The sequence below is a fragment of the Lysobacter sp. CC-YZS074 genome, assembly GCF_056739745.1.
This window is the reverse complement of sequence record NZ_CP200301.1, coordinates 2,706,221-2,718,946: the sequence shown is the minus strand read 5'-3', so window position 1 is coordinate 2,718,946 and position 12,726 is coordinate 2,706,221. Positions and strand designations below refer to the sequence as shown.

Annotated in this window: 11 protein-coding genes; 9 read left to right on the top strand and 2 right to left on the bottom strand. The window is 68.2% G+C overall.

Going from position 1 to position 12,726, the window contains the following annotated elements; translation table 11 throughout:
- Nucleotides 1-9 precede the first annotated feature (9 nt).
- A complete protein-coding gene (locus tag U8331_RS12295; protein ID WP_481131310.1) occupies nt 10-1,320 on the top strand; it encodes a citrate synthase in 1,311 nt (436 codons plus the stop codon).
- 66 nt (nt 1,321-1,386) lie between these two features.
- Here U8331_RS12295 and U8331_RS12290 read toward each other — a convergent pair whose 3' ends face one another.
- On the bottom strand, nt 1,387-2,064 hold the full coding sequence (locus tag U8331_RS12290) for a hypothetical protein (protein WP_481131309.1): 678 nt from the start codon (nt 2,062-2,064) through the stop codon (nt 1,387-1,389).
- Between the two features lie 88 nt (nt 2,065-2,152).
- Nucleotides 2,153-4,678, bottom strand: a complete 2,526-nt coding sequence (locus U8331_RS12285; RefSeq protein ID WP_481131308.1) for a penicillin-binding protein 1A — start codon at nt 4,676-4,678, stop codon at nt 2,153-2,155.
- Nucleotides 4,679-4,898: 220 nt separating this feature from the next.
- Here U8331_RS12285 and U8331_RS12280 point away from each other — a divergent pair, with 220 nt between their 5' ends.
- From U8331_RS12280 to U8331_RS12245, 8 genes are all read left to right on the top strand, one after another.
- Nucleotides 4,899-5,957 carry a pilus assembly protein PilM gene (locus U8331_RS12280; RefSeq protein WP_481131307.1) on the top strand — a complete coding sequence of 353 codons (1,059 nt, stop codon included), beginning with the start codon at nt 4,899-4,901 and terminating at the stop codon, nt 5,955-5,957.
- Entirely contained in the window at nt 5,957-6,742 is a 786-nt protein-coding gene (locus tag U8331_RS12275) for a PilN domain-containing protein (protein ID WP_481131306.1), read from the top strand. Before U8331_RS12280 ends, U8331_RS12275 begins: the two co-directional genes overlap by 1 nt.
- The gene (locus U8331_RS12270; RefSeq protein ID WP_481131305.1) at nt 6,739-7,389 is read left to right on the top strand and encodes a type IV pilus inner membrane component PilO; all 651 of its coding nucleotides are present in this window, start codon (nt 6,739-6,741) and stop codon (nt 7,387-7,389) included. The genes U8331_RS12275 and U8331_RS12270 overlap by 4 nt, the downstream gene beginning before the upstream one ends.
- 28 nt (nt 7,390-7,417) lie before the next feature.
- The gene (locus U8331_RS12265; protein WP_481132981.1) at nt 7,418-7,942 is read left to right on the top strand and encodes a pilus assembly protein PilP; all 525 of its coding nucleotides are present in this window, start codon (nt 7,418-7,420) and stop codon (nt 7,940-7,942) included.
- A gap of 18 nt (nt 7,943-7,960) precedes the next feature.
- Nucleotides 7,961-10,012, top strand: coding sequence for a type IV pilus secretin PilQ (locus U8331_RS12260; RefSeq protein WP_481131304.1), 2,052 nt, complete (start codon nt 7,961-7,963; stop codon nt 10,010-10,012).
- A gap of 211 nt (nt 10,013-10,223) precedes the next feature.
- Nucleotides 10,224-11,240 carry an AAA family ATPase gene (locus tag U8331_RS12255; protein ID WP_481132980.1) on the top strand — a complete coding sequence of 339 codons (1,017 nt, stop codon included), beginning with the start codon at nt 10,224-10,226 and terminating at the stop codon, nt 11,238-11,240.
- 100 nt (nt 11,241-11,340) lie between these two features.
- The gene (locus U8331_RS12250; RefSeq protein WP_481131303.1) at nt 11,341-12,237 is read left to right on the top strand and encodes a DUF58 domain-containing protein; all 897 of its coding nucleotides are present in this window, start codon (nt 11,341-11,343) and stop codon (nt 12,235-12,237) included.
- Nucleotides 12,237-12,716 (top strand): DUF4381 family protein, encoded by a 480-nt coding sequence (locus U8331_RS12245; protein WP_481131302.1) that lies wholly within the window; start codon nt 12,237-12,239, stop codon nt 12,714-12,716. The genes U8331_RS12250 and U8331_RS12245 overlap by 1 nt, the downstream gene beginning before the upstream one ends.
- The last annotated feature ends 10 nt before the right edge of the window (nt 12,717-12,726 follow it).

Genomic DNA, 12,726 nt, shown 5'->3' with positions numbered 1-12,726 from the left:
GAGTGCTTCGTGTCCGATTCAAACTCCAGCGCCCCGGCGCTTGCCCAAGCCACCCTTTCCGCCGGCGACAACCGCGTCGAGCTGCCGGTGCAGCAGCCCACTTTGGGCGCGCCCTGCATCGATATCGGCAAGCTGCCCAAGGCGACCGGCTGCTTCACCTACGACCCGGGCTTCACCGCGACCGCCAGCTGCAAGTCGGCGATCACCTACATCGACGGCGAAGAGGGCGTGCTGCTCTACCGCGGCTACCCGATCGAGCAGTTGGCCGAGAAGTCGAGCTTCCTCGAGGTCGCCTACCTGCTGATGAACGGCGAGCTGCCGACCCAGCAGCAGTTCGGTGTCTTCGAGCACGAAGTGACGCATCACACGATGATGCACGAGGCCTTCAAGAGCTTTCTCGGTGGCTTCCGCCATGATGCGCACCCGATGGCGATGCTGGTCGGCATGCTCGGTTCGATGGCGAGCTTCTACCACAACGATCTCGACCTCGAGGATCCCGAGCAGCGCCGCCTTGCCGCGATCCGCCTGATCGCCAAGGTGCCGACGATAGCGGCGGCCTGCTACCGCCATTCGATCGGCTGGCCGCTGCGCTATCCGCGCAACAACCTCGACTACACCACGCGCTTCCTGCACATGCTGTACGAAGTGCCGAGCGAGCCGCTGGAGCTCAATCCGGTTGCGGCCAAGGCGATGGACCTGCTGTTCATCCTGCACGCCGACCACGAGCAGAACGCCTCCACCTCGACCGTCCGCCTGGTCGGTTCGACCGGCGCCAACCCGTACGTCTGCGTCGCCTCGGGCGTGGCCGCGTTGTGGGGTCCGGCCCACGGCGGCGCCAACGAGGCCGTGCTGAAGATGCTCAACGAGATCGGCCGCCCGGAGAACGTGCAGTCGGCCATCGACAGGGCCAAGGACAAGGACTCGGGCTTCCGCCTGATGGGCTTCGGCCACCGCGTCTACAAGAACTACGACCCTCGCGCGGCGCTGGTGCGGAAGATGACCCATGAGGTGCTGGGCCAGCTCGGCGTGTCCGACCCGCTGCTGGACGTGGCGATGAAGCTCGAGGAGGCGGCGCTGAAGGACGAGTACTTCGTTCAGCGCAAGCTCTACCCGAATGTCGATTTCTACTCGGGCATCATCTACAAGGCCCTCGGCATTCCGGTCGAGATGTTCACCGTGATGTTCGCCCTGGCCCGTACCGCCGGCTGGGTGAGCCACTGGCTGGAGCAGCAGAACGATCCGGAGAACAAGATCGGCCGTCCGCGCCAGGTCTACACCGGCGCTGTCCAGCGCGACTATGTCGGCATGGACGCACGCTGAGTACTGGACGCATCCGGTCCGCTGTGACAACGCCCCGCACCGCGGGGCGTTTTTTTTGTTTCGTGGTCAAGGGAAGGCCGGCGCGCTGCCCCCGTCATCCAGCAACTGTCGTACTTGCGCCACGCTCGCCCGCGGCATGGGCTTTTCATCGATCATCGACAGCGGTGCCTGACGCAGCAGGTTGCGCGGCAGCACGGTCAGCTCGAACGCCAGTTCTTCCGCGCCGAACAGCCAGACCGGGAACTCGCCATGGCGCTCGCGATCCAGCCGGAGGCGGCGGCTGCCGGCCTCGGCCGGGATGCCGTGCTGGTCCAGGTAATGCGGCACTGCGTCGGGGTCGTCGCTGTGCAACAGCAGTGTCACCGGGCTGTGGGCATCGGCGGTGCCGTCCAGTACCGGCCCGACCAGGCGCGGCTCGAACGCGGCGAAGAAATCCAGCGCACGAAGCGCCGCCTCCCGGCGCCGACGCAGTTCGTCGCCCTGGTCCGGGTGGAACAGCCGCTGGTACTCGCGCAGCGCTTCTTCGATCTCGCGATTGCCCGGCAGCGAGGCGTCGTCGAAGATGCCCAGGCGTTGCGCGGCCTTGAGCTTGGCCTGGTGGTAGTCCCGCAGGCCACCCTCGGCCATCAGCCGGGCGGCTTCGCGGGCGAGCCGGTCGCGGCGCTCGCGGACCCGGGTTTGCTGGTGCTGGGCGTGGCGGCTGGTCGCCTTGGATGATCGGGCCTGCGGCTTGTGACGTGGCATGGCGAGCCTCCACTGTGCGGCGGCATGCGGCGGCCCGTCGGAGCGGCCGCAGCCGGCCCGGAAGGCCGGCGCGACCACGCTAGCACGGTCAGAAGATGTCGAACGTCTCTTCGGCCTGGTTGGCTTCCGGGCCGTAGCTGTCGTACTCGGCGTAGGCCTGCATGCGCTCCAGGTCTTCGGTCTTGACCCATTCGGTGATGCCGCTGCTGGCCTGCGGCAGCAGGCTTCCGTTCGCCGCCACGCCGACCTTGACCATGCCGGCGGGCGGGGTGTTGTCGGCGATGGGGCGGTCTTCCAGCGCCACCCGCATGTAGTCGATCCAGACCGGCAGGGCGGCCTTGCCGCCGTACTCGCCGCGACCGAGCGACTCGAAGTTGTCGCGACCGACCCAGACGGTGGTCACCAAGCCACCGCCCAGCCCGGAGAACCACGCGTCGCGGTGCTCGTTGGTGGATCCGGTCTTGCCGCCCACGTCCTCGCGTCCAAGCACCTTGGCCCGGGTGCCGGTGCCGCGCTGGACGACATCGCGCAGCATCGAGACCAGCTGGTAGGCGATGCGTCCGTCGATGGCGCGCGGCGCCACCTTCATGTCCTCCGGCGGTTCCACCCGCTCGGCCGCCTCGCTGGCTTCGGGCGTTGCCGGCTCGGGTGCGGACGCGACCGGCCCGAGGTTGAAGCCCTCCACGACCGTGCCGCCGCTGCGCCCGGGCGCAGCGGCACGCCGGCCTTCCGCCCCGCAGTACGGGCAGGCGGTCGCGGGGTTCTCCTCGAACACCACCGCACCGTCGCGGTCCTTGACCTGCTCGATCAGCCAGGGCGTCACCCGGAACCCGCCGTTGGCGAACACGGCGTAGCCGCGCGCGACCGACAACGGGGTCAGCGACGCCGTACCGAGCGACATCGAGAGGTTGGGGGGCAGGCTGTCCTCGTCGAAACCGAAGTGGCTGATGTACTTGCGTGCGTAATCCACCCCGATCGCATCGAGCAGCCGCACCGATACCAGGTTGCGTGAGCGCACCAGGGCCTCGCGAAGGCGCATGGGACCGAGGAACTTCGCGTCGTCGTTCTGTGGGCGCCAGGTGTTGCCGGCGCGGTCGCGGAACACGACCGGTGCGTCGAGTACGATCGATGCCGGGTTGAAGCCGCGCTCGAACGAAGCGGCGTACAGGAAGGGCTTGAAGCTCGAGCCCGGCTGCCGGCGGGCCTGGCTGGCGCGGTTGAACTTGCTGCCGGCAAAGCTGAAGCCGCCGGTCAATGCGCGCAGCGCGCCGGTGTCCGCTTCCATCGAAACCAGGGCCGCCTGTGCCCGGGGAATCTGGGTGAGTTCGTAGCGCGGGGCGCTGGCCGGCGTGGCGGACGGATCCCCGTTGTTTCCTTCCTCCGAGGCGTCGGCGGCCTCCTCATCGACCCGGTGCACGCGGACGAGGTCGCCGCGCTTCACCAGGGTGGCCGGCGCACGGTTGTTCCAGCCGTCCTCGCGGCCCAGGGTCACCTCGCGCCCGCTGCGCAGTACCACGGTCGCACTGCCGTCGGCGGTCCCGAGCACCACCGCCGGCAACATGTCGGTCTGGGTCGGAATGCCGCGCAGCCGGGCGCTGGCGGCTTCGGCGCCGTCGTCGTCGGCAAGGTCGAAGTGCTGCTCGACGCCGTGCCAGCCGTGGCGGCTGTCGTAGGTCACCAACCCGTCGCGCACCGCCTGGTTGGCCGCGCGCTGCATCTCCGCGTCGATGGTGGTGACGACGTGGTAGCCCTTGGTCATGGCCTCCGCGCCGAAACGCTCGATCATCTCCTGGCGGACCATCTCGGCCGCGTACGGGGCGTAGAGCTGGATCGGCGGTTCATGCGGCGAGGCGTGCATCGGTACCGCCTGGGCCCGGGTCATCTCGGCCTTGCTGATGAACCCCAGTTCGGCCATCCGCTGGAGAATGTAGTCGCGGCGGAGGCGGGCCCGCTCGGGGTTGCTCAGGGGGTTGCCGCTTGAGGGGAACTTCGGAATGCCGGCCAGCGACGCCATTTCGTCGAGACTCAGCTCGGCCAGGTCCTTGCCGTAATAGAACTCGGCCGCCGCGGTCACGCCGTAGGCGCGGTTGCCGAAGAAGCTCTTGTTGAGATACAGCTCGAAGATCTCGTCCTTGCCCAGCTCGCGTTCCATCCGCCAGGCCAGCATCATCTCGGCGATCTTGCGGACGTAGCTGTATTCGGAACTGAGGAAGAACTGGCGCGCCACCTGCTGGGTGATGGTTGAACCGCCGGGCACGCGTTCGTCGTCGGTGGTCAGCAACAGCCAGATCGCACGCGACACGCCGACATAGTCGACGCCGTGGTGCTCGTAGAAGCGGTTGTCCTCGATCGCGATGAAGGCCTGCTTGAGCCGCTCGGGCACGGCTTCGATCTCGGCCGGGTAGCGCCGGGTTTCGCCGAACACCGCCATCAGGCGGCCGTCGCTGGCGTATACGTACATCGGCTCCTGCAGCTCGATGTTGTGCAGCGACTCCACGTCCGGAAGCGTGGGCGCGATCATGTAGTAGACGGTGCCGAGGGCGATGACACCCAGGACGGCGAGGCCGGCTGCGGCCAACAGGCCCCAACGCAGCAGGCGACGAAGAAGCGGCATCTGGCAGATCCGAATTGCGGGTGGCAGGGAAGGTGGAGTATAGAGGAGCGGGGATTCGGGCCCGGGTGACCAAAGACATGCCATGCGCCCGCCAGCGGCAGAAAGGAGCACTGGTGGGCAATTAGTGGATGGAAAGGTTGCGGGCCCGTAAAAAGTCCGTTATCTAGGACGCGGCCACGGAAAGAGCGCGCGAGCGCCTGGTGGCAAGGGGAGATAACCAGTGGGTGTCATTACCAAAAGCCAGCCGGCGCTCGTCGGCGTGGACATCAGTTCGACTGCGGTCAAGCTTCTGCAGCTCTCGCGTGCGGGCAACCGCTATCGCGTCGAGCATTACGCGGTCGAGCCGTTGCCGCCCAACGCCGTGGTCGAGAAGAACATCGTCGAGCCCGAAGCGGTGGGCGAGGCGATCAAGCGCGCGGTGTCGCGCTCGGGCACGCGTGCGCGCCACGCCGCCGCCGCGGTGGCCGGTTCGGCGGTGATCACCAAGGTGATCCCGATGGCGGCCGACCTCGAAGGCGACGAGCTCGAGGCCCAGGTCGAACTGGAAGCCGTGAATTACGTGCCGTATCCGATCGAGGAAGTGAACCTCGACTTCGAGGTGCTCGGTCCGGTGCCCGGCAGCAACGAATCGGTGCAGGTCCTGCTGGCGGCCTCGCGTGCCGAGAACGTCGAAGTCCGCGCCTCGGCGCTGGAGCTGGGCGGGCTGACTCCGAAGGTGATGGACGTGGAGGCTTTCGCGATCGAAAACGCCTTCGGTCTGCTCGCCGACCAGCTCAGTGCGCCGAAGGACGGGCTGGTCGCGCTGATCGATTCCGGCGCGACCATGACCACCCTCAACGTGCTGCGCAACGGCCGCAGCCTTTACAGCCGCGAGCAGGTGTTCGGCGGCAAGCAGCTGACCGACGAGGTCATGCGCCGCTACAGCCTGAGCTACGAGGAAGCCGGTCTGGCCAAGCGCCAGGGCGGATTGCCGGACACCTATGAAACCGAGGTGCTCGAGCCGTTCAAGGAGGCGATGGTCCAGCAGGTCAGCCGCCTGCTGCAGTTCTTCTATGCGGGCAGCGAGTACAACCGCGTCGACCAGATCGTCATCGCCGGTGGTTCAGCCGCGATCCCGGGCATCGCGCAGATGATCGAGGAGCAACTGGGCGTGCCCACCATGGTCGCCAATCCGCTCGCCCACATGACCCTGGGGCCGCGCGTGCAGGCGCACGCCCTGGCCCAGGATGCGCCCGCCCTGATGATTGCCTGCGGCCTGGCGCTGAGGAGCTTCGACTGATGGCACGGATCAACCTCCTTCCGTGGCGCGCCGAGCGCCGCAAGCAACGCCAGAAGGAAGCGATGGTCCTGCTGGGGCTGTCGGCGCTCGCCGCCGTGGTGCTGTCGTTCCTGATGATCGGGTTCTACAACGCGCAGATCGATGGACAGAACGAGCGCAACGACTTTCTCAAGGCCCGCATCGCCGAAGTCGACAAGCAGATCGTCGAGATCGAGGAGCTGGACAAGAAGAAGTCCAAGCTGCTCGCGCGCAAGGAAGTCATCGAGAAACTGCAGGCCAACCGCTCGCAGATGGTCCACCTGTTCGATTCGCTGGTACGCACCATTCCCGATGGAGTGATGCTGACCTCGATCAAGCAGGACAACGAGACCCTGACCCTCGAGGGCCGCTCCCAGTCGAACGCGCGTGTCAGTACCTACATGCGCAACCTTGAGGGTTCCGGCTGGATGTCCAATCCGGAGCTCGCCATCATCGAAGCGCGCGGCACGGACAAGGGGCTGCCGTACGAGTTCAGCCTGCAGGTCAAGCTGGCCAATCCGAACGCGCCCAAGGACGAGGATGGCGACGGCATCCCCGATCCGGTGCCGGTGACGGCCGAGGCGGTGGCGCTCCCCGCCGCCGAAACCCTGCCCGCGGCCAGTGAGGCCGATGCCGATGCCGCGCAGGTGGCCGAGCCGGCCGTGGTTCCGGCCGAAACCGTCGAAGGCGCGGCCCAGGACTCCGGCAACGAGTCCGCCGAAGAACCCTCGGAACCCGCTGCCGCCCCCGCTGGAGCCGCGTTGTGAGCCAGAAGAAGATCAATCTCAAAGAGCTGGATTTCAACAACATCGGCGGCTGGCCGCAGCAGGCCAAGATCGGCCTGTATGTGATCGTCGGGTTGCTGATCGTCGGCCTCGCCTGGTGGGTGTTCGTACGCGACCAGCTCGACACGCTGGCCGGGCTGGAGCGCACCGAGACGGAGCTGCGGACCGAGTTCGAGACCAAGCAGGGCCGCGCCTCCAACCTGGAGCCGCTCAAGCAGCAGCTGGCGCAGATGGAGCAGCAACTCCAGCAGATGTTGAGGCAGTTGCCGAGCAAGACCGAGATGCCCGACCTGATCGTCGACATCTCGCAGACCGCGCTCGCCACCGGCATCAGCAACGAGCTGTTCCAGCCTGGACCGGAGCAGCCCAAGGAGTTCTACGCCGAGAAGCCGATCGCGCTGCGCATGGTGGGCACCTACCACCAGTTCGGCGGTTTCGTCAGCGGCGTGGCCTCGCTGCCCCGCGTGGTGATCATGACCATGCACGACATCTCGCTGAAGCCGCGTGGCGAGGGCGGCGGCATCACCGCCAACGCGCCGCTCGAACTCGCGGGGACCGTCAAGACCTACCGCTACCTCGATGAAGAGGAAATCGCCGAATCGGAATCCGCCACCGAGGAGGGCGCCTGACATGCGTGGACTGATCGTACGCGGCGGCATGCCGTCCCGGCTTGTCGTTGCAACGCTTGCGGCGCTGGCGTTGGCGGGTTGCTCGCGCGGCGTGACCAGCACCCCCGGCGACGCTCCCAATCTGGAAAGCTGGGTGGCCGAGGTGAAGGCCCGTCCGGCGCCGCCGCTTGACCCCTTGCCGGTGATGCAGCAGTTCGAGACCTTCGAATACGCTGCCCAGGGCCTGCGCGATCCCTTCAGCAACGCGTTCACCGACCGCGACCGCGGCAGCGGTCCGCGCCCCGACTCGGATCGCCGCAAGCAGACGCTCGAGCAGTTCCCGCTCGACAGCCTGGACATGGTGGGTACGCTTGGGCGCGGCAGCGGCATGGTCGCGCTGGTCATGGCGCCCGACAAGGTGACCTATCGCGTCCAGCCCGGCGCATACATGGGACAGGCCGACGGTCGCGTGACCGGCGTGTTCGAAGATCGTATCGAGTTGGTTGAACTGGTTCCGGACGGTGCGGGAGGTTGGCTCGAGCGGCCGGCCACCGTCGCGTTGGAAGATCAATAAGGATTGGGGGATTGCACGATGACCGTTTTCAAAGCCACTCGATCGCGGCCTGCCCGGCGCCCCCTCCCGCGGGCGCTGGTGCGTACCGCGGGCTATGGCCTGCTGCTCGGCGCGGTGGCCGCTTTCAGCGCGGTGCACGCCGCGCCTGATGCCGCCGGCGCGGCCTTCACGCCGACCTTCATGGCGCAGCTGGCCCCGGTGACGAATGCCGATCCGGCCAAGCAGCTGCCCGGTGCCATCGAGTTGTCCAACATCGACTTCAAGCGCGGCGATGGCGGTGCAGGGCGGCTGATCCTGCGCTTCAGCGGCGAGGGTGCCGCGCCCGACCTGCAGACGCAGGGTTCGCGGGTGGTCATCGACGTGGCCAACGCCTCGCTTCCGGCTTCGCTGCAGAAGCCGATCAACGTTTCCGACTTCGCCACCCCGGTGGAGCAGATCGACGCGCGCAGCGCCGGCGGCGGCACCACCCTGGTGCTGAACACCGAAGGCGCGTTCGAGTCGATGGCCTACCAGACCGGCAACGAGTACATCGTCGAGATCGTGCCCCGTGCGCCTGCGGCGGTGGCCAAGGCCGACGACTCCGGCAGCACCGCCGCGATGGGCCAGACCGCGTCGACCACCAGCGACAGCCGCGGCTACGCTGGGCGGCCGGTCACATTCAACTTCCAGGACGTGCCGGTGCGCACCGTCCTGCAGCTGATCGCGGAAGAGTCCGGGCTCAACATCGTCGCCTCCGACACCGTTACCGGCAACGTCACCCTGCGGCTGGTCAACGTGCCGTGGGACCAGGCGCTGGACATCGTGCTGCAGGCCAAGGGCCTGGACAAGCGCCGCAGCGGCAACGTGGTCTGGATCGCGCCGCAGGCGGAGATCGCCCAGTACGAGCAGAACAAGGAAGACGCCCGCATCGCGCTGGCCAACCGCGTCGAACTGGTCACCGAATACATCCAGATCAACTACCACAACGCCGCGCAGATCTATAAGGCGCTGACCGAGGCGAAGGGCGTGGGTGGCTCGGGTGGTGGCGCCGCCGGCGGCGGTGGCCAGGGTGGCGATGTCGATACCGGGTTCCTGTCCCCGCGCGGCCGTCTCGTTGCCGACGAGCGCACCAACACCCTCATGATCAGCGACACGCCGAAAAAGGTCGCTGAGATGAAGGAACTGATCGCCGTGATCGACCGTCCGGTGGACCAGGTGGTCATCGAGGCACGCGTCGTGGTGGCGACGGAGTCGGTCGCACGTGAGCTCGGCGCCAAGTTCGGCATCACTGGCAGCAAGGACAACGCTTACTTCAGCGGTGACCTGGACGCCAACTCCGAGAACCGCACTGCGGACGCCAACACATGGCGGCAGAACCAGGAGGCTTTGCGCGACTGGGAGATCGAGAACATGGAGCGCGCGGAAGAAGGGCTCGGTCCACTCCCGCGGCCCACGCCGATCCTCTCGAGCATCACCCGTGGCCTGATGACCAACCTGGGCGCGTCCAATCCGGCTGGAGCGCTGGCACTGTCCATCCTCAACGCCGGCTATCTGCTCGATGTCGAGCTGTCGGCCATCCAGTCCGAAGGCCGGGGTGAGGTGATCTCGAACCCGCGCATCGTGACCAGCAACCAGCGTGAAGCGGTGATCCGGCAGGGCCAGGAAGTGGGCTACGTGACCATCCAGCCGGCCACGGCGGGTGGCGTCGCCACTCCGAGCGTGCAGTTCAAGGAAGTGCTGCTGGAAATGCGGGTCACTCCGACGATCACGAACGACGGTCGTGTGTTCCTCAATCTCAACGTCAAGAAGGACGAGATCGAAGGCTTCGTCGACACCTCCATTGGTGACGTGCCGCAGATCAGCACCCGCTCGGTGAACACGGCCGTGCTGGTCGAGGACGGCCAGACGGTGGTGATTGGCGGCGTCTACGAGTTCCGCGAGCGGAGCGACGTCAGCAAGGTGCCGTTCCTCGGCGACATTCCGTTCCTCGGCAACCTGTTCAAGAACAAGAGCCGTTCGAAGGAGAAGGCCGAGCTGCTGATCTTCGTGACCCCGAAGGTTCTCGAGGTGGCGCAGCGGAACCATCGCTGATCGATTCAGGTGTGGTGCGGACGGGGCCTTCGGGCCCCGTTTGCGTTGTGGCGAGCGGAAACTCCGCCATGGACGCCGGCGGCGGCGCGTCGTTGGTCACCCGGGAGCGGCCGCAAGCTGAATCCGCCGTGTCATCCGCTGAACCTGCAGCGGCGACTTCGGTCAAACTCGGGCCAGCTCCCACCCGAGGTAATCCATGGACGAGATCGCGATGGACCATCCGCCCCACGGCGGGGCGACCGCACCAGACTCCGCGAGTGCGCGCCTGCATGACGCGTTCGTGCAGCTGCGCGAGGTGCTTTCGGCCGAGATCATCGGACAGTCGGCACTGGTCGAGCGATTGTTGATCGCGTTGCTCGCCGATGGCCATCTGCTGGTCGAAGGTGCGCCCGGCCTGGCCAAGACCAGCGCCATTCGCGCGCTTGCGGCGCGCCTCGAGGCCGATTTCGCCCGGGTCCAGTTCACGCCCGACCTGCTGCCCGCGGACCTGACCGGCACCGAGGTCTGGCGGCCGCAGGACGGCCGCTTCGAGTTCCAGCCGGGGCCGATCTTCCATCCGATCCTGCTGGCCGACGAGATCAACCGCGCACCGGCCAAGGTGCAGTCCGCATTGCTGGAGGCGATGGGCGAGCGCCAGGTCACCGTGGGCCGTGCCACCTACCCCTTGCCGCCCCTGTTCCTGGTGATGGCAACGCAGAACCCGATCGAGCAGGAGGGCACCTTCCCGCTGCCCGAAGCGCAGCTCGACCGTTTCCTGATGCACGTCCGCATCGGCTACCCGCAGGCCGATGCGGAGGCGCGGATCCTGCAACTGGCGCGCGACCGCGCCCGCGATGCACTGCAGCCCTCGGCGGGACCGGTGCAGCGCCTGGCCCAGGCGGACGTGTTCGCCGCCCGCGCGCAGGTGCTCGACCTGCATGTCGCGCCGGCGGTGGAGCGTTACCTGATCGAACTCGTGCTGGCCTCGCGAGACGCGGCGCGCTACGACGCCGCGCTCGCGCAGCGCATCGCGTGGGGTGCGAGTCCGCGCGGGTCGATCGCGCTGGAACGCTGCGCCCGTGCCCACGCATGGTTGGCGGGGCGCGACTACGTGACCCCCGACGACGTCCGTGCGGTCGCCCCCGACGTGCTGCGCCACCGCATTCTGCCCAGCTACGAGGCCACCGCCGAAGGGTGGGATGGGGGCCGCCTCGTCGACGAGTTGATCGCCCGGGTGCCGCTGCCGTGAACCCGGATGATCGTTCCCTTTCGCAATGCCGCGCCGGCATGTCGGGCCACTCGGCGACCGTCGCATGCCGGATCCGGGTTGAGGCGCGGAGAGCCGCCGCGTGACTGGAGGCATCGTGCCGACGCTGTCGGAGCTGGTGGCCCTGCGGGCACTGGCCGGTGGACGCCGCCCGGCACGGTGGGGCCGTCACGACACCAGCGGGCAGGCGCTTTCGCCGCTGCGCGGGCGGGGCATGGAGTACGCCGAGTCCCGCGAGTACATGGCCGGCGATGACGCCCGTCACATCGACTGGCGCCTGACCGCGCGCAGCGGACGCGCCCACACCAAGCTCTATCAGGCCGAACGCGAGCGCCTGACCCTGCTGGTGGTGGATACGGCGCCGACGCTGTACTTCGGCACCCGGGTGCGCTTCAAATCGGTGCAGGCCGCCCGGGCCGGTGCCATCGCGGCATGGGCGGCGGCACGCGATGGCGACCGGATCGCGGCGTTGCGCGGCAGCCTGCGCGAGCCGCCGATCACACCCGCGGGTGGGCAGCGGGGCGCCCTGCGGGTACTGGACGCGCTTGCGCGCTGGTACGCACAGGTCCCGGAGGATGACGCCGGCCTGGCGACCGCGCTCGATCACGCCCAGCGCCTGCTGCGCCCCGGCTCGCGTCTGGTGGTGCTGGCCGACGCGCAGAGCGTCGCCCAACTGCCCGAGCAGCGCTGGCCGGTACTCGCCCAGCACCACGAAGTGATCGTCCTGCTGATGACCGACCCCCTCGAACTGGATCCGCCCACCGCCGTGCTGCCGTTTCTGGGCAGGACCGGCAGGGTCGAACTGGACCTCGGCGAGCGCGGCCTGCGCCGGCACTGGCGTGCCGAATTCGCCGACCCGTTGGCGGCGGCGCTGGAACGTCTTCCGCGACGTGGCGTTCGCGTACAGGCGCTGTCGACCGACGCGGCGAGCGAATCGTGGTTGCCGCTGCTGGGCCGTGCGCGGCCGATGGTGGCGTGATGGCGGCGTCCACCCTCGTCCTGCGCGACATCCACCAACCGCCCGCGCCGCCGTGGTGGCCACCCGCACCGGGCTGGTGGGGGCTCGGCATCGCGTTGTTGCTGGCGATCGGGTGCGCGGTCTGGTGGAAGGCCCGGCAACGGCGTCGCCAGCGGCGGTTGGCGGCGCTGTTCGACGAAGCGGTGGCCGCCGCCGAATCGCCGGCCGAAGCCGTCGCGGCGATCTCCGAACTGTTGCGGCGTGCCGGCCGTCGCCACGATCCGGCGGCCGACCGCCTGCACGGCGAAGCGTGGCTGGCATTCCTCGAGCAGGCCACGTCGCGCACCCGGGGCGGCAAGCCCGCGCCGCCCGTGTTCACCGAGGGCCCGGGGCGGCTGCTGCTGGACGGTGGTTACCGGCGCGAGGTGGCGGCTGACGAAGTCGCCGCGCTGCGTCCACGGGCGCGCGCCTTGTTCCTGCACTGGATGTCGCGCCGGTGAGCAGTGAGTG

Excerpts from the sequence above, each read along its gene's own strand:
- U8331_RS12290 (WP_481131309.1), bottom strand. The coding sequence starts at position 2,064 with ATGCCACGTCACAAGCCGCAGGCCCGATCATCCAAGGCGACCAGCCGC.
- U8331_RS12285 (WP_481131308.1), bottom strand. The coding sequence starts at position 4,678 with ATGCCGCTTCTTCGTCGCCTGCTGCGTTGGGGCCTGTTGGCCGCAGCC.
- U8331_RS12275 (WP_481131306.1), top strand. The coding sequence starts at position 5,957 with ATGGCACGGATCAACCTCCTTCCGTGGCGCGCCGAGCGCCGCAAGCAA.
- U8331_RS12265 (WP_481132981.1), top strand. The coding sequence starts at position 7,418 with ATGCCGTCCCGGCTTGTCGTTGCAACGCTTGCGGCGCTGGCGTTGGCG.
- U8331_RS12260 (WP_481131304.1), top strand. The coding sequence starts at position 7,961 with ATGACCGTTTTCAAAGCCACTCGATCGCGGCCTGCCCGGCGCCCCCTC.
- U8331_RS12255 (WP_481132980.1), top strand. The coding sequence starts at position 10,224 with ATGGACCATCCGCCCCACGGCGGGGCGACCGCACCAGACTCCGCGAGT.
- U8331_RS12245 (WP_481131302.1), top strand. The coding sequence starts at position 12,237 with ATGGCGGCGTCCACCCTCGTCCTGCGCGACATCCACCAACCGCCCGCG.